The organism is Marivirga sp., from assembly GCF_051117495.1.
In the GTDB taxonomy this organism is placed as follows: domain Bacteria; phylum Bacteroidota; class Bacteroidia; order Cytophagales; family Cyclobacteriaceae; genus Marivirga.
In genome coordinates this window covers 416,464-432,420 of record NZ_JBNPEF010000004.1, presented here as the reverse complement: position 1 = coordinate 432,420, position 15,957 = coordinate 416,464, and the positions used below count along the sequence as shown (strand labels likewise).

Annotated in this window: 16 protein-coding genes; 8 read left to right on the top strand and 8 right to left on the bottom strand. The window is 35.1% G+C overall.

The window, feature by feature from the left end:
- Nucleotides 1-9 precede the first annotated feature (9 nt).
- A complete protein-coding gene (locus tag ACFE0M_RS03060; RefSeq protein ID WP_434544266.1) occupies nt 10-2,040 on the bottom strand; it encodes a prolyl oligopeptidase family serine peptidase in 2,031 nt (676 codons plus the stop codon).
- Between the two features lie 277 nt (nt 2,041-2,317).
- Here ACFE0M_RS03060 and ACFE0M_RS03055 point away from each other — a divergent pair, with 277 nt between their 5' ends.
- Nucleotides 2,318-2,638 (top strand): Mpo1-like protein, encoded by a 321-nt coding sequence (locus tag ACFE0M_RS03055; RefSeq protein WP_434544265.1) that lies wholly within the window; start codon nt 2,318-2,320, stop codon nt 2,636-2,638.
- On the opposite strand, the gene ACFE0M_RS03050 is transcribed toward ACFE0M_RS03055, so the two are convergent.
- Together ACFE0M_RS03050 and ACFE0M_RS03045 are read right to left on the bottom strand one after the other, a co-directional pair.
- Complete coding sequence (locus tag ACFE0M_RS03050; protein WP_434544264.1) at nt 2,622-4,409, bottom strand: sodium:solute symporter family protein; 1,788 nt, start codon at nt 4,407-4,409, stop codon at nt 2,622-2,624. The two genes, ACFE0M_RS03055 and ACFE0M_RS03050, sit on opposite strands and share 17 nt — an antisense overlap.
- A gap of 205 nt (nt 4,410-4,614) precedes the next feature.
- On the bottom strand, nt 4,615-5,829 hold the full coding sequence (locus tag ACFE0M_RS03045) for a bifunctional alpha/beta hydrolase/OsmC family protein (protein WP_434544263.1): 1,215 nt from the start codon (nt 5,827-5,829) through the stop codon (nt 4,615-4,617).
- Between the two features lie 282 nt (nt 5,830-6,111).
- Between ACFE0M_RS03045 and ACFE0M_RS03040 the strand changes: the two genes are divergently transcribed.
- The gene (locus ACFE0M_RS03040; protein ID WP_434544262.1) at nt 6,112-6,507 is read left to right on the top strand and encodes a TerB family tellurite resistance protein; all 396 of its coding nucleotides are present in this window, start codon (nt 6,112-6,114) and stop codon (nt 6,505-6,507) included.
- 154 nt (nt 6,508-6,661) lie between these two features.
- On the top strand, nt 6,662-6,811 hold the full coding sequence (locus ACFE0M_RS03035) for a hypothetical protein (protein ID WP_434544261.1): 150 nt from the start codon (nt 6,662-6,664) through the stop codon (nt 6,809-6,811).
- Between the two features lie 2 nt (nt 6,812-6,813).
- On the opposite strand, the gene ACFE0M_RS03030 is transcribed toward ACFE0M_RS03035, so the two are convergent.
- Nucleotides 6,814-7,575 carry a tetratricopeptide repeat protein gene (locus ACFE0M_RS03030; RefSeq protein ID WP_434544260.1) on the bottom strand — a complete coding sequence of 254 codons (762 nt, stop codon included), beginning with the start codon at nt 7,573-7,575 and terminating at the stop codon, nt 6,814-6,816.
- Between the two features lie 132 nt (nt 7,576-7,707).
- Between ACFE0M_RS03030 and ACFE0M_RS03025 the strand changes: the two genes are divergently transcribed.
- A complete protein-coding gene (locus tag ACFE0M_RS03025; protein ID WP_434544259.1) occupies nt 7,708-8,259 on the top strand; it encodes an acyl-CoA thioesterase in 552 nt (183 codons plus the stop codon).
- 41 nt (nt 8,260-8,300) lie between these two features.
- On the opposite strand, the gene ACFE0M_RS03020 is transcribed toward ACFE0M_RS03025, so the two are convergent.
- Complete coding sequence (locus ACFE0M_RS03020) at nt 8,301-8,711, bottom strand: hypothetical protein (RefSeq protein ID WP_434544258.1); 411 nt, start codon at nt 8,709-8,711, stop codon at nt 8,301-8,303.
- 145 nt (nt 8,712-8,856) lie between these two features.
- Here ACFE0M_RS03020 and ACFE0M_RS03015 point away from each other — a divergent pair, with 145 nt between their 5' ends.
- On the top strand, nt 8,857-9,255 hold the full coding sequence (locus ACFE0M_RS03015; RefSeq protein WP_434544257.1) for a hypothetical protein: 399 nt from the start codon (nt 8,857-8,859) through the stop codon (nt 9,253-9,255).
- A gap of 193 nt (nt 9,256-9,448) precedes the next feature.
- Here the strand turns inward: ACFE0M_RS03015 and ACFE0M_RS03010 are convergent, their stop codons facing one another.
- From ACFE0M_RS03010 to ACFE0M_RS03000, 3 genes are all read right to left on the bottom strand, one after another.
- Nucleotides 9,449-10,318, bottom strand: a complete 870-nt coding sequence (locus ACFE0M_RS03010; protein WP_434544256.1) for a flavin reductase family protein — start codon at nt 10,316-10,318, stop codon at nt 9,449-9,451.
- Nucleotides 10,319-10,363: 45 nt separating this feature from the next.
- Nucleotides 10,364-12,184, bottom strand: a complete 1,821-nt coding sequence (gene asnB, locus ACFE0M_RS03005; RefSeq protein ID WP_434544255.1) for an asparagine synthase (glutamine-hydrolyzing) — start codon at nt 12,182-12,184, stop codon at nt 10,364-10,366.
- A gap of 80 nt (nt 12,185-12,264) precedes the next feature.
- Nucleotides 12,265-12,993, bottom strand: a complete 729-nt coding sequence (locus tag ACFE0M_RS03000; protein ID WP_434544254.1) for an NUDIX hydrolase — start codon at nt 12,991-12,993, stop codon at nt 12,265-12,267.
- A gap of 100 nt (nt 12,994-13,093) precedes the next feature.
- Between ACFE0M_RS03000 and pfkA the strand changes: the two genes are divergently transcribed.
- The 3 genes from pfkA to ACFE0M_RS02985 are packed head-to-tail and all read left to right on the top strand — an operon-like array spanning nt 13,094 to nt 15,956.
- The gene (gene pfkA, locus ACFE0M_RS02995) at nt 13,094-14,065 is read left to right on the top strand and encodes a 6-phosphofructokinase (protein WP_434544371.1); all 972 of its coding nucleotides are present in this window, start codon (nt 13,094-13,096) and stop codon (nt 14,063-14,065) included.
- A gap of 3 nt (nt 14,066-14,068) precedes the next feature.
- The gene (locus tag ACFE0M_RS02990) at nt 14,069-14,926 is read left to right on the top strand and encodes a hypothetical protein (RefSeq protein WP_434544253.1); all 858 of its coding nucleotides are present in this window, start codon (nt 14,069-14,071) and stop codon (nt 14,924-14,926) included.
- 49 nt (nt 14,927-14,975) lie between these two features.
- Nucleotides 14,976-15,956 carry an ROK family protein gene (locus ACFE0M_RS02985; RefSeq protein WP_434544252.1) on the top strand — a complete coding sequence of 327 codons (981 nt, stop codon included), beginning with the start codon at nt 14,976-14,978 and terminating at the stop codon, nt 15,954-15,956.
- Nucleotide 15,957 lies beyond the last annotated feature (1 nt).

The window sequence follows — 15,957 nt, the reverse complement described above, 5'->3', positions numbered from 1 at the left end:
TAAATAGGATTATTCATATTTCTCAAACCAGCCTGTAATATAGGCTACATGTCTGATAATGTTGCTTGGTCTTGCTGTAATGCCATGGCCTGCACCAGGAATTCTTACCATTTTGCTTTCCACTTCTTGAAGTTTTAATGCTCCATAATATTGCTCCGTTTCGCTCATAGGTGTTCTGTAGTCATTTTCACCAGTTACCAAAAGAGTAGGGGTTTTTACATTGCCCACTAAAGAAATAGGGGAGCGGTCCAAATATTGCTGAGGATCTTCCCATGGTTTTTTATTAAACCAATATTGAGGGTAATAATTATAGCCGTCAGCTGTTAAACTAAAGCTGTACCAATTGATTACCGGCTTGCTTACCACTGCAGCTCTGAAACGATTGGTTTTCCCTATGCTCCATGCTGTCAAAACTCCACCGCCACTGCCACCAGTGATATATAGTCTATCTTCATTGATATATCCTTTTTCGACCATCATATCCACTCCCGACATTAAATCATTATAATCCTCACTGGGGTAGTTGTGGTTGATATAGCCACCAAATTCTTCACCATAAGTGGTACTACCCCTAGGATTGGTATATAAAACTACAAAGCCTCTTGATGCCATTAATTGTAATTCAGGGCTGAAATGAGGGCCATAGGCCAGATGCGGGCCACCATGAATTTCCAAAATCAATGGGTATTTTACATTTTTATCAAAATCTGGAGGATATACAATCCAGCCTTGAATGTTTTTCTCATCATATGAGGATTTGAAATTAACCTCTTCTACTGTTCCGATATTCTTATTTTGAAGAAAAGTACCATTTAAATCAGTAATGGTTCTATTGGCCATTTTTGTAGGGAAGTGACCAATGGATAATTCACCAGGTCGTTGCGCATTAGCTTCAGTATAAGCATATCTCCCATTATTAGCTATACTGTAACTCCCACCAGCATAAGGTCTTCCAAAAGATCCATTGCCGATTCCTTTTGTGATCGTAACAGCATTTCCATTCATTTTTAGATTTGCTAGTACACCACTCCCATGGTCATCATAATAAGCGAATAAACTTTTACTGTCTTTTGCCCAGGTGAAGTTTTTGAAATCGCGGTCTAAATCATGATCCAATTCTTTAACATTTTTTCCATTGATATCCATGACAAAAACATGATCTAATTGATAACCCACAAACTGGTCTTCATAACTTAAATAAACAATCGATTTACCATCTGGAGAAACTATTGGGCTATTATGAGGCCCCTTTCCTTCCGTTAATTGGGTTAATTCTTGTGTCGCCAAATTGATTTTGAAAATGTGAGTATTATTGGGTTCTAAATCTGCCTTCTCAGATCGATTAGCTGAAAAAACCAAATGTTTTCCATCAGCAGTCCATGATGGGGCCGCATGATTGTAATCACCGCTAGTAAGTTGGCGAGGAGCCCCACCCTCAGCATTTACAATAAAAATATGATTGTAGGCTGGTTCTAAGAATGAAAAATTACCATCTGCTTTATAAGATACTTCTTCTATTACTTTTCCAGGCGATGCCCAATCTGCTCCTTTTGGAGGGGAAGGAAATTGCCCAAAACTTTCTTGTTGTTTAGGAACGCTCATATTAAAAGCCAAATATTGCCCATCGGGTGACCAGGTGATATTTCCAGGCCCAGAAGTTAAGTTGGTGATGGATGCGGTCTGCCCGGTTTCCATCCATCTAACAAATATTTGAGAACTTCCCTCCTCAGCAGAGACATAGGCTAATTTTTTACCATCAGGGGACCAAGTTGGCTGTCTGTAACCTGCCTTACCTGATGTGAGCGGAAGATGGTTTTCACTGCTAAAATCTATAATCCATAAATTGGTGTATTTTCGATCAGTCATCACGTCAAATTGATTTCGAACATATACTATTTTTTCACCATCAGGGGAAATTTGGGGATCACCGACATATTGTAAATCGAAAATATCCATATATTCTAATGGCGTTTTTTCTTGAGCATAGGAAATCATCCCTACAAAACATAGGAATGATGTTAATAGCAGAATTTTCTTCATAGTTTTGAATTTTATAGTTGTATATCTCAAGATAGGAATTTATTCAATTAATTTTGCAGAAATTATATCAATGATTGTACAATAAGGCTAAATTAATTTGAATTCAAATGAATGATGATGAAGGCTTATGTTTGGAACTCAGTTATGCCGGATTTATTGAAAATGGGTCAGGAGGATTAGGGAAATTTGTAAATCGAAATAAATTTAGAAATGATTAAATAAGCTGTAATTTTCAATTATTGTACATTTTACTTAAATTAATAACAAATTTGAGATTATGTCAGAGAGAAAATATAAAAGCTTTAAAGAGTTTTATCCATACTACTTAACCGAACACCAAGACTCTACTTGTAGGAAATTACATTTTACGGGTACCGCTTTATTATTTGGTGTTTTAGCCTGGGCTTTAATTACCCAAACCTATTGGGGTTTAGCTTTGATTCCTGTTGTAGGTTATGGGTTTGCATGGGTTGGGCATTTCTTTTATGAGAAAAACAAACCAGCTACTTTCACCTATCCACTTTGGAGTTTAGCCTCGGATTTTAAATTGTTCTTTCAGATTTTATTAGGAAAACAACCGCTCAATCCTCAGCGATGATTTTCGGATATAATTTAAATATCACGACTCCACATAAAATACTGAAAAATAATAAGGCACTCGCTCTTAAGAATTCCCCATATATAAATAATCCTGTACTAAATAAAAAGCCATAAACACCCATACTGCCCGCTATCATGCAAATGATTCCGGTTGGCACTTTCCATTTTTGCTCTTTAGGTTGAATTAATCCTTTTGAAGATAATCTTGCCATGATCTTTTCCCAACCAGGGCCACCGGGATTCACTTTATTAAGAAAATTAGCTAATTGTTCGTCAGTTGTTTTTTCAGTAATAAAACTAGCCGTTACCCAACTTGCAGTTGTGATACTTACTCCTATAATTAATTTCTGCCAAGATAATAGTTCGTCAAATCCAAATGGCTGATCGGCAAAAGCAAAGTAGAGTGCGATTAAGAAACTTACTACCATAGCAACTATTTCACTGATGGCATTCACTCTCCACCAAAACCAGCGGAGAATATAAATCAAACCAGTGCCGGCTCCGATTTGCAATAGTATTTCAAAAGTTTGCAAGGCATTTTCCAAAACTAAGGCCATTAGCATACTGAAAATCATTAAAACCACAGTTAGTAATCGTCCTAATAAAACTTGTTTGCCTTCAGTAGCTTTAGGATTTATAAATCTTTTGTAAACATCATTTACTAAATAAGAAGAGCCCCAATTCAAATGGGTAGAAATCGTGCTCATATAAGCCGCTACTAATGAAGTGACCACCAAACCTAGTAATCCGGCAGGAATAAAAGTTAACATAGCTGGATAACCCATATCATGAGTGGCAACACCTGAATTTACTGCGGGGAAGGCTTTTGCAAAACTATCCAAATCAGGGAATACGATAATAGAACATAAGGCCACAATGATCCACGGCCAGGGACGGATGGCATAATGCGCTACATTGAAAAATAATACTGCCTTGATGGAATGATCAGCATTTTTGGCGGCAAACATCCTTTGTGCAATGTATCCACCACCGCCAGGTTCTGCACCCGGATACCAGGTGCTCCACCATTGTACCAATAATGGAATAATCAAAAGCATGACCCACATTTCAGGATTTGAGAATGAAGGAAAAAAAGATAATTTATCCACTACATTTTCATGTACTAATAAATTATCCAATCCCCCTACTTTAGGATGATTCAAGGCTACGTATGCAGCTATTAGAGCTCCGCCTAAAGAGAGGAAAAATTGTAGGAAATCAGTAAATAAAACACCTCTTAATCCGCCCAGACTGCTATAGATTACCGTTATAACTCCTGCAATGACCACGGTTTCTACAGGGCTGAGCCCCAATAAAACACCTCCTATTTTGATAGCGGCCAAACTTACCGAAGCCATAATCATTACATTGAAAAGAAATCCCAAATAGATGGCTCGAAATCCCCTTAAAAATCGAGCGGCTTTGCCCGAATATCTTAATTCATAGAATTCAACATCAGTCAAAACACCTGATTTTTTCCATAAACCTGCATAAACGAAAACGGTCAACATTCCGGTTAATAAGAATGCCCACCATGCCCAGTTTCCTGATACACCATTTTGACGCACAATATCCGTAACCAGGTTTGGGGTATCAGTTGAGAAGGTGGTGGCCACCATTGAAACACCCAAAAGCCACCATGGCATTTTACCTCCAGCTGCAAAAAATTCGGAGGCACTTTTATTTTTTCTGGAAGTCCAAAAACCTATTCCTAAGGAAATTAATAAAAAACCAAAAAGAATAACCCAGTCAATGGTATTTAAAATCATAGTAAAGCCGTAAAAATTTGCTTGAATATAGAAAAGTTTGTCGGTCTTTTAAATTTACTTTTTTTAATTTGTCTATTGTCTATTGTCTATTGTCTATTGTCTATTGTCTATTGTCTATTGTCTATTGTCTATTGTCTATTGTCTATTGTCTATTGTCTATTGTCTATTGTCTATTGTCTATTGTCTATTGTCTATTGTCAACTGTTTACTTTTCCTTAGTCTCTACTTTGATTTTACTTTCTAAAGTTTTATGAACTGGACATTTATTAGCTATTTCAATAAGCCTTTTTCTTTGTTTTTCGTCTAAAGTGCCTTTAATCTCAATACTCCTGTCAAAGAAGGTGATTTTACTATTTTCTGATTCACAATCTTGGCTGTCCTCATCATAGCGTTGATCTTGATCGACATGCACTAAAATTTCATCCACATCCCAATCTTTTCGATTGGCATACATTCTCAATGTAATAGCTGTGCAGGCAGCTAATGCTGAGGTTAATAAACCGTATGGAGAAGTGCCGAAATTATTTCCGCCTACATCTTCGGGCTCATCTGCAATTAAATGATGCCCCTCTGCTACAATTTGTGTGGTGTATTGATCTTCTTTTTTACCTATAAATGCTACTGTCTGCGATTCAGTAGATATTTTTTGTTTATCTGGTTTTTCGATATACCGATTGGCCCAAGTGGCAATAACTTCTCCCGCATAAATTGAATCCTCTTTATTGCTTAATAAATGATCCGCCCCATCCAAAGAAATAAAACTTTTTGGATGATGGGCCTTTTCATAGATGCTTGCTGCATTTGAGATGCCCACAGTCTGATCCTGTGGGGAATGTAGAATGAGTATTGATTTTCTTAAATTCTCAATTTTTTTGAGATTATCTTTACTTTGAAGATCGTCTAAAAATTGCTTTTTAATTTTAAAGGGCCTTCCTCCAATGTTTACTTTCGCCTCTCCATTTTTTTGGATTTCTTCTTTTTTATCTTCGATTAAATTTAGAACATGTTCAGCTTGAGCAGGAGCACCGATGGTAGCAATTGCTGAAATAGAATCAATTTTATTCGCAGCCATGAGAACTGCGGCACCACCAAGAGAATGCCCTACTAGCATGCTGGCTTCCTTATGATTTTCTTTCAAATAATTTGAAGCTTTAATTAGGTCCTCAATATTGGAGGAGAAATTTGTATCAGAAAAATCGCCTTCACTTTGTCCTAATCCAGTAAAGTCAAAACTTAGCACTGCAAATCCTTTTTTAGTCATTCCTAAAATAATATTTCTGACAGCATTAAGGTTTTTATTGCAAGTAAAACAATGGGCGAATATGACATAATTATGGGGGTGGTCATCTGCAGGAAAATGAATTACTGCCGACAGTTTATCACCTCTTGAACCTTCAAATTGAATATTTTCCTTTTTCATGAAATTTATGGTTTATAATAGGACTTTCTAATTTATGAAAATGAATCGGATTTGAATAGTAAGAAAAGACTTAATGACTTTTTGCAGACAATTCAAATTTTACTTTAAAAAGTATTGAATAATTACATTAGCGGATAAAAAAATGTGATTATTCAAAAGTATTATTAACTTTAGATGCGAATAATAAAATTACAGTTAGTTAGAGACAGGGTTTTATTTGTTCATATTACTCGTCTAACACCATAAATAGATACTAAAACTTAAAAGTCTAAAACTCAAACCATGTTAAAAGAACAGCTAAAAATCTTAATTAAATTAGCCACAATTGATAATGAGTTGGCCGATAAAGAAGCAAACTTGATTGAAAAAATTGGAAAGGCTAATGGGGTTACAGAGGATGAAATTTATCAAATGATGAAAAATCCTGAACCAATGAAAAACTTAGATACTTTATCAGAAGATCAGAGGTTTGAATATTTGTATAATATTATTCAGTTGATGAAGATTGATGGTAAGGTATATAAAAGCGAGATAGTCTTTTGCCAACATATTGCAGAAAAATTGGGCTACAAAAAGAAGGCAGTTGCTGAACTATCAAAGAGTATTTATAGCGATCCTAGCATTACAAGTGATAGGGACGAACTGAAAACCAGATTAAGAAAGTACTCAACAAAGTAATTGAATGCCCCTTTTTATGGGGCATTAATTTTTTATGAAATGAGCATAAATTTTAGAATCCTTAACATACCACCCGAGGTTGAATAAAATTTATTGAATTCTCCCTTAGGGATCCCTTTGGGGCATGTGACCGTTGATAATAAACAATATACACATGAAACAAACTTTTTTTAAAGCGCTTGCAAAAATCAATAAATTAATATTGCCAAGTATGGCTAAAAAGGATTTGACCAAGCTCAAGAAATGGGAAAAGGCAATAGTAGCATACCGCTACATAGTCACTAAGAATTCATTAGGAGACTGACTCTAATAGTGATTATTATAAAATTCTTCTCCTTTTTGTATGTATTTCTTATCCACTAATAAATAATCTTTTCTAGCGTCTCTGTTTATTAGCTCTTCCAATACTTTTTTAGCTTTTCTTTCTTTTCCGATAACATATAGGATTTTAGCATATAAATAGACATTAGCAGCATGTTCAGGAGCTATCTTATAAGCTTTCTTCAAAAATTTCTTAGCCATTTTATTAGAAGGCCAACTTAAAACCAAAGGAATATTGGGAGCTTCCATATGCAATCCTCCTAACAACCGAAGAGCACCTGCTTGATTATATTCTTCATCGAGCTCAATTGCCTTCTCTGCCATATTTTTAATTTTATCTAAAACCCCTTCTTGTGCTGCTTCAGTAATATCAATCAAATCAGCCCAGCGGGCATAATTGGCAACATACCAATAGGCAATAGCACCGTTTTGTGGGTATTCTGGTAATTTATTTTTGGCAAGGTCGATGGCTTTTTCATACAGCTTTCTTTTTTCATCTTCTGAAATATCAGTCCAAGAAGCTTTAAATTCATAGCTTTTAAGTAAACCAATAGTTTTATCCGGTTCAACATCACTTTTTTTGAATAATTTAATTGCTTGGTCAATGTTATGGTTATTGGCTTTTTCGTTTTCTATGACATTATATTTCTTATTGAAAAAATCTTCAGCTGCCTCTATATTACTTTGAGAAAAAATATTGATTTGATCAAAAAGAATGAATACTAATGAAAAAAATATAATTCGCATTTAAAGCTAAATTTTATTGATTTTATTATTCTGCATCGATAACGAATGAAAATGTTGTTTGTTGAGTAGGGGTTTTATGATTATGCTTTATTAAAAATTAAGTAAATTGAGGCTTTATCAATTCTAAAGAATATGCAAGCCAAATCAGCCCAAAGCTCTAGAACTACCATTACAGAATTAATGATACCGTCCTATGCCAATTTTGGAGGTAAGATCCATGGAGGAATTCTTCTTTCCTTAATGGATAAAGTGGCTTATGCAACGGCCACTAAGCATAGTGGGGCTTATTGTGTGACGGTTTCAGTTGATAATGTTGATTTCCTTCAACCCGTTGAGGTGGGAGATTTGGTATCCATGTTGGCATCCGTAAATTATGTGGGAAATTCCAGTATGATCATTGGCATTAAAGTAATTGCTGAAAATGTAAAAACTGGTTTGGTTAAACATACCAATACGAGTTATTTCACCATGGTGGCAAAAAATGAGGATGGCAGTTTAAAAACTGTTCCAAAATTGATTCTTAAATCAAAAGATGATGTGAGAAGGTTTGCCGAAGCTGTGAAAAGGAAACAATTAAGAAAAAGTTATCAGGAGCAAATGGAAAGTGAGAAATCTGCTTTTACGATTGAAAAGCAAAAAGAATTAATTGATAATCAGCGTTGTGAAGTAAAAATGGAGGAATAAAAGTAGTCTTTTAAAGGATTTTAAAAGACTACTGAAATAAATTATGATTGTTTAGATTTCAACCACTCTTTTGCTTCTTCCACTGTTTTAAAAGTGGCCATTTCCAGTTGTCCACCAATATTCATATTAAGCTCTTTTGCCGACATCTCAGAAAAAGTATTGGTGGAAACGACATGAGCATAATATTTCAATCCAGCTTCTATAACCTTTGGGATTAAAACTGATTCTATCCAATCCATTGCTTGTGTCCAAGGGCCTGTTGATTTACTGTCATCATTCAGTAAGTAGGCACATTTGGTTTTTTTGATAAGGTCAGCAAACTCCAATCCCCAGTTTTTGATGGCGTCAACATTGGCATAACCTTCCCAATCGCAATAAATCCAGTTGTTTTCTTCCTGATACTCAGTCTTACAAATTACTCTGTCAAGGTTGTTTTTGGTATTAAATTTCATTGAAATAAATTTTTTGTTTAAACATGCTTTAAAATAATATTTTCATCAAATAAACTAAAATTATAAATGGTATATTGTTGAACTTTTAAATGTTTAATACATGGGCGGTAATTTTATATAAACCGTTTAATAATATTAAAAGTCTATGAGAAAAATAATTTTTACAGTTGCCGTCATTATAATTGCTATAATACTTTATTCTCTCTTTACCTCAGAGAATATTAATTCATTGGAAGGAGATTTCAGGGAACTGGCCTTTGAAAGAAACGAAAATAATACTGGCCCAATTAAACGGGTTTATGCTTTTTCAATTGAAGATACTTTATGGTCAGAAATGAAAAAACATGCTGATTTATTACCTCATACCAAATATGGGAGTACTGAAGTTTACTATTTTATGAAAGATGATTTTGAGAATTCAAGAGGTAAACTTAGTATGAATGGTATAAATCAAGAAGCTCAATCTTATTGTATTGCCTATGTCATAAAAGACGGTCAGTCAAGAATTCAATTCAAGAAATATCCTTTTAAGTCTAATCAATAAAATCCAGTTTTGGCTTGGTTACTTCATTTCCCTTTTTTCGGTGTTTTAAATTAAACAATTACATTGCCGGCTTATTCCATCTCATTAATACTTTCAAGTGAAAAGGAAAGGGGAGTAAACCTACTGCAATACAGAACATTACCCTAACTGCTTCTATTTTTATATTGTTTATAAAAGTAGAATTCAATAGGTTTCAGACCTTTAAAAGCACTTTCCAGGCTTCCATTATTTTATTTTCTTTCAATAATTGATGAGCCATTTCGTGGAGTTTATTCATATCATTTACAGCTTCTTGATGATTTTCAGGTGTTGAAAAAGCTTTTAAATTTTCAGCATCAGGAATTCTTTCAATATTACCCAGTTTCCCTAAGTCATTTCCTGTTAAAATCTTGCTGTTTCTAATGTCTGCAGGTAAATTATCAACGCCAATTCCCAGCTTCTGCAGAGGTTTTTCAACTTCGAACAACGCTTTTTTTGATCGACTATACCAGTTACCTCCCAATCTGCCAATCGGATCTAATTTTACGGGATCAATCTTCCCATTTGCATCCAGTATATCCTCATTTACATGGATATGGATTACTTCGCATATTACTAAGTTTCCAGCTCCGCCATCTTCACCAGTTTCTATTACCTGATTAACTTTACATTCGAATGCAACAGGAGATTCTGCAACCCTTGGTGGTTTGACTTTTGTAGATGTGGCTTCTGTAAATCCTGCTTTTATAAATTCATTTACGCCTTTATCATATTCCGTTGAGGCCAATGACATTTGTTCTACCATTGGATAGTTGGCAATATTAATGACCACCTCTGCTACTTCTTTCACATTTTCATAAGAGTGCTTGGTAGTATTATTTCTGCCTCTTCTGGCTGGAGAAAATATTAAAATAGGAGGGTTTGCTCCAAATACATTAAAGAAACTAAAAGGGCTTAAATTTACATTTCCTTTTTTATCAATAGTGCTGGCGAAGGCAATTGGTCTTGGGGCTATGGCTCCCAATAATAAGCCATGCAATTCAGCTGTTTTAATGGATTTCGGATCTACTTCTTTATAACTCATGCTCGAATTTTGTTAAAGTTTTCCGAATATTCAAGAGAATTTTCATTAGTCGTTTTTTTGCAACCACATTTCTAATATCAGCAAGCTATAAATCATATAATGCGTATTTCTTTCCTGATATTTCACGCCCTTCATCATCAGCATTATTTCCGTAAAGTTTACAAACTGATAAATTTTTGCTTGCGGATTGAAGAGTAAATCTCTAGTGAGTGCTTTAAAATCATTTTTTAACCAATTTTCAAGTGGTGCCTCAAAAGAAGTTTTGGATGCTTGTGTTACGGATTGGGGTAGTTTTTCAGCATAAATGGATTTTAAAATATGCTTTCTATCAAAACCTGATACTTTAAAGGAATCAGGAAATTGATTCATTAATTCAAATAATTTGTGGTCTAAAAAAGGAGATCGAGCTTCAACAGAATAAGCCATACTGGCCCTGTCCATTTTTACCAATATTCCCGAAAGCAGATTGAAATTTCGATCCCAATGCATCAATTGATCTAATTCCGATAAATCTTTATTGAAATGGGATTTCAAAAGACTTGAGGAGTTAATTCCCAATTTCTGATTCCAAAAATCAGAAATGTCAGCATCTTGGAACATATCCGTTGTATAAAGCAAATATCTTTTAGCTGCGGGTAAATTAGTGATTCTTGAAATTCTTTTAAGAAAGCCTAAATTGGAACGCCTATCACCATTTGGAATTAAATTGTTTAAATATTTTGTTAAGGCTAAATATCGAATGTTTTTTGCGGTAAAATACCTTCTATAGCCACCAAACAATTCATCTCCTCCATCTCCATTCAGCATCACTTTCACATGCTTGGAAGCAGATTCCGCAATGGCTAAATTGGGCAGAGCACTACTATCGGCCAAAGGCTGATCAAAAGTGCTGATTGATTGTACCAATAATGACAGAGGGTTTTTATCAATTTTAATGATTTCGTGATTTAAGCCAAATTTTTGGGCTGTTTCACTCGCAATCTTACTTTCATTTTGATTGGTTTGAAAAGGATATTCAACCGTAAAGGCTTGCAAATTTTGTTCATGTTTAGATGCTTCCAGCGCGATTACCGAACTATCCCAACCCCCGGATAAGAATAATCCTTTTTTGACATCTGCTCGTAATCTGATTTTTACAGACTCTTCAATAGTGTATTGGACTTTATCTTTCGCTTCAGAAAATGTAATATTCTCTTTTGGCAAATATTCGTGCTTCCAATAGGAAGAAATTTCAATTTCACCATGCTGAAATTTCAAATAATGAGCGGGTGGAACAGCAAATACATTTTCATAAATGGTCTCTGGCTCGGGAATGTTGGAGAAACACAAATAATGATAAATTGCATTCTGATTGATTCGTACAGCTATTTCATTCAGTTGCATTAATTTTTTAAGGCTCTTTAATTCTGATGCGAAAAGTAATATGCCCTTATCCTGATAATAATATAATGGTTTTTGTCCCATTCTATCACGTGCCAGATAAAATACATCATCCTTTTCATCATAAATAGCAAAAGCAAACATTCCTCTAATTTCTTCTAATGCTATTTTAATTCCTTTATTTAAAATAAGTTGGAATAATATTTCCGTATCAGATTTGGAGGAGAAATCAAGAGATTCGGCTATTTCAGGATAATTATAGATTGCGCCATTAAAAGCGAGATGATTTCCCGAATCATCACTGAGCGGTTGATGACCATTATCAATCCCAATAATTTTTAGTCTTTGAGTTCCTAAATTTATATTTTTTGTTTTGATGGAATGACTTGCATCAGGGCCACGATGTTGCATGAGATTTAATGCATTGTCAAATTGAGCTTTGTTCAATGCTTCTTCTCTTCTCCAAACCCCTGCTATCCCACACATAATTAAAAAATTTTGGAAATATTATCTGGCTTAATTTGATGTACTTTGTAAAGAATTACATTTCAATTTAGTCAATTTTTTTAAAACAAGAACCATTGATCTTTGGCAAAATCTTCTTTGTATTTGATGTCATCAAAACGATAATACTGGGCAGGTTTATGAGAAACGCCTGTTTCCTTTTCGTTCATGGGCACTAAGAATTTATTTCGAAGCATCCTTTTCCTAAAATTTCTTTTATCTAATTTTTGCCCTACTATGGCTTCATAAAGTGTTTGTAATTGTCTTAAAGTAAATTTTTCAGGCAGTAGAGAAAAAGCAATGATGGGTTCTCTTTTTATTTTTTCTCTTAACATTGCCCAACCCGTATTGGCAATTTCATTATGGTCAAATCCTAATTTTTGGGGTTTTTCTATTGGATGCCAAAGCACCTCTTCGGCAAAGGAAGAAGGTCTGTATTCGAAATCATCAGTTTTAACTAATGAATTATAAGCCACAGTGATTACCCTTACTTCAGGATGTTCTCTAATAGAATTAATCCAATCCACATCAACCGGATCAGAGAGTCGATCTGGAGACCCGAATGTTTTAAATTGCTCAAGGTATAAATTTTCCATACCTGTTAGCTCAAAAAGCACTCTGTTAGCGGCAACATCTAAATCTTCACCTTTTTGGACTAAATCTCCGGGTAATGCATAAACATTTTCTCCTTCTTGCTTTCTCTTTATTAATAAAATATTGATCTTTTCATCATCAAAGCCAAAAACGACACAGTCGACCGATATATGCGGATTGTAATGGAATTCTGACATGTTTCTATTCAATTAGTATTGCAAAGATAATAAAATAGTATTGGCTAAGTGTACTCATTACACTATCTTTGGCGGGCGAATAATTTTTTAGATGAATAAGATGAATCGAATTGGTGTTTTTACTTCAGGTGGTGATGCCCCAGGCATGAACGCAGCTATAAGAGCCGTGGTGAGAGCAGGTATTTTTTATAATAAAGAAATAGTAGGTATATACCGAGGATATGAAGGAATGATTGAGGGTGATTTCGAAGAGATGGATGTGCGCTCTGTAGCGAATATTTTGCAAAGAGGTGGTACCATGTTGAAATCTGCTCGGTCCAAGGAGTTTAGGACACCGGAAGGTCGGAAAAAGGCATTTGAACAGCTGAAAAAGCATAATATTGATGGCTTGATCGGTATTGGTGGTGATGGATCCTTCACAGGTATGCATCATTTATTTTTAGAACATGGCCTTCCTTATATTTGTATTCCGGGCACCATTGATAATGATATTCCGGGAACAGACTATACAATTGGTTATGATACGGCTACTAATACAGCTGTGGAAGCCATCGACAAAATTAGGGATACTGCATTATCTCATAACCGGCTGTTTTTCATTGAAGTGATGGGCAGAGATTCAGGATATATTGCCATCAGCAGTGGAATTGCGGGGGGTGCGGTTTCAATTATTATACCGGAAGAAGAGACTTCAATAGATGAATTGGTGGAGAAGTTGAATAGAGGAGGAAAGAAAAAGAAAACATCAAGTTTAGTGATTGTGGCCGAAGGAGGAAAGTCTGGTTCTGCCATGGAAATTGCACAAAAAGTGAAAGAAAAGTCTTCTTATTTTGACACGAAAGTGACTATATTAGGTCACTTGCAAAGAGGAGGGACTCCCACTTATTTTGACAGAGTATTAGCCAGTAAAATGGGGGTTGCGGCAATAGAAGGTTTGGATCAGGGAAAAACAGATGTAATGGTGGGTATCAGACATCATGATATTATTTTTAATAAATTTGATGATATCATGAATCAACCAAAAGATATTCACAAAGATGATTTAAGAATTGCTAAAATTTTATCAATTTAAGTTATGATTTTAATAGGCACAAGCGGTTCCACTAAATGTGATTGGCAGTTGGTAGATGCTCAGAAATCTTTGGTACGTAAAAGCACCAAGGGAATAAATCCTTTTTTTATGGATGATGTGGCCATCAGCGATATCGTAAAATCCCTTGGGTCTGATATTCTTGATCATAAAGGAGAAATTGAAGTAGTATATTTTTTTGGTGCGGGCTGTTCAAGCAAGCATTTTGCGGCCATGGTGGAAAGAGGACTATCCATGGTTTTCAGCAAATCCCATCTTTACGTAAAGGAAGATATCGTGGCAGCAGCATTTGCCACCTACAATGGTGAACCTTCTATTACCGCTCTGATGGGCACAGGCTCTAATGCTTGCCATTTTGATGGGGACATAGTACGTCAGGAAGTCAGTGGTATGGATTTTATCTTGGGGGATGAAGGTAGCAGAAGTCATTTTGGAAAACTTTTATTAAGTAAGTTCTTAAAAAAGCAATTGCCGGATGAAATTTTGCGTGATTTGGAACGTGAATTTCAATTAAATAAGGAAGAGATTTTATTAAATGTTTACATAAAACCTTATGCAAATGTTTATTTGAGCAGTTTTAGTCAATTCATTAAAGAAAGAATTGAAAATCCTTTCCTGCACGATATGGTAAAGCAAAGTGTTTCAGACTTTGTGGAAACGTATATATGTAGCATAAAAAATTATGAAAATCTTCCAGTTCATTTTGTTGGTTCTGTCCCTTACTTTTTTGAAGAGATAGTTAATGAAGTAGTAGAAGAGCATCAATTGAAGAAGGGGATTTTTGTTGAGGAGCCTATTGATTTGTTGGTGAGCTATTTAATTAAAAAACATTATAGGGATTAGTATTGTGGCCTCATGATAGGTAGCAAAGTAGTTTATAAATATTATTGGTATGAAAGTTAGCATTGGGATCGATATAGGGGGTACGGGAACAAAATTTGGTATAGTGACTTTAGATGGCAAAGTTCTGTATCAAGGAGCAATTCCAACTCAAACAGAGGCTGTTTTTACAGATTATATCCATGTTTTGTCAAATGAAATCCGTAAAGGGCTAGATCATGATAAACATGAATTGATTGGGATTGGAGTAGGTGCTCCAAATGCTAATTATCACAAAGGAACCATAGAGCATGCGCCTAATTTAAGATGGAAAGGAATTTTGCCTTTAGCCAAAACATTGGAAGATGAATTTAGCGTGCCAGTGGTCGTTACAAATGACGCCAATGCGGCCGCTGTCGGAGAGATGATTTTTGGAGGTGCTAAAGGAATGAAAGATTTTATTGTCATCACTTTAGGCACTGGCTTGGGTGCTGGAATTGTTTGTAATGGACAATTGGTTAATGGAGCCAATGGCTTTGCCGGGGAATTAGGTCATACTACGGTTACTTATGGAAACGGAAGGTTTTGCGGATGTGGAAAAAGAGGATGTTTAGAGACTTATGTATCCGCAACAGGTATCAAAAGAACCATCTATAAATTATTGGCTGATTATACAGAAGATAGTGCTTTAAGGTCTGTTAGTTTTGATGAACTGAGCCCTGAAATGATTACTAAATATGCGCTGAAAGGTGATATAATAGCCAAGCAAGCTTTTGAATATACGGGTAGAATTTTGGGAACCAAATTGGCTGATACGGTTATTCATACCGACCCGGAAGCAATCTTTATATTTGGAGGCCTATCACAAGCTGGAGATTTAATTTTTAATCCAGTTAAAGAGCACTTGGAATTAAATTTAATGCCAGTTTTTAAAGGAAAGGTAAGGGTAATTTCCTCTCAGTTGCAAAATCAATCTGCTCCAATCATTGGAGCGAGTAGCTTGATAGTGGACAAATTAAAGAAAGATGAAATTACATTGATTGAGAATAAGTAGA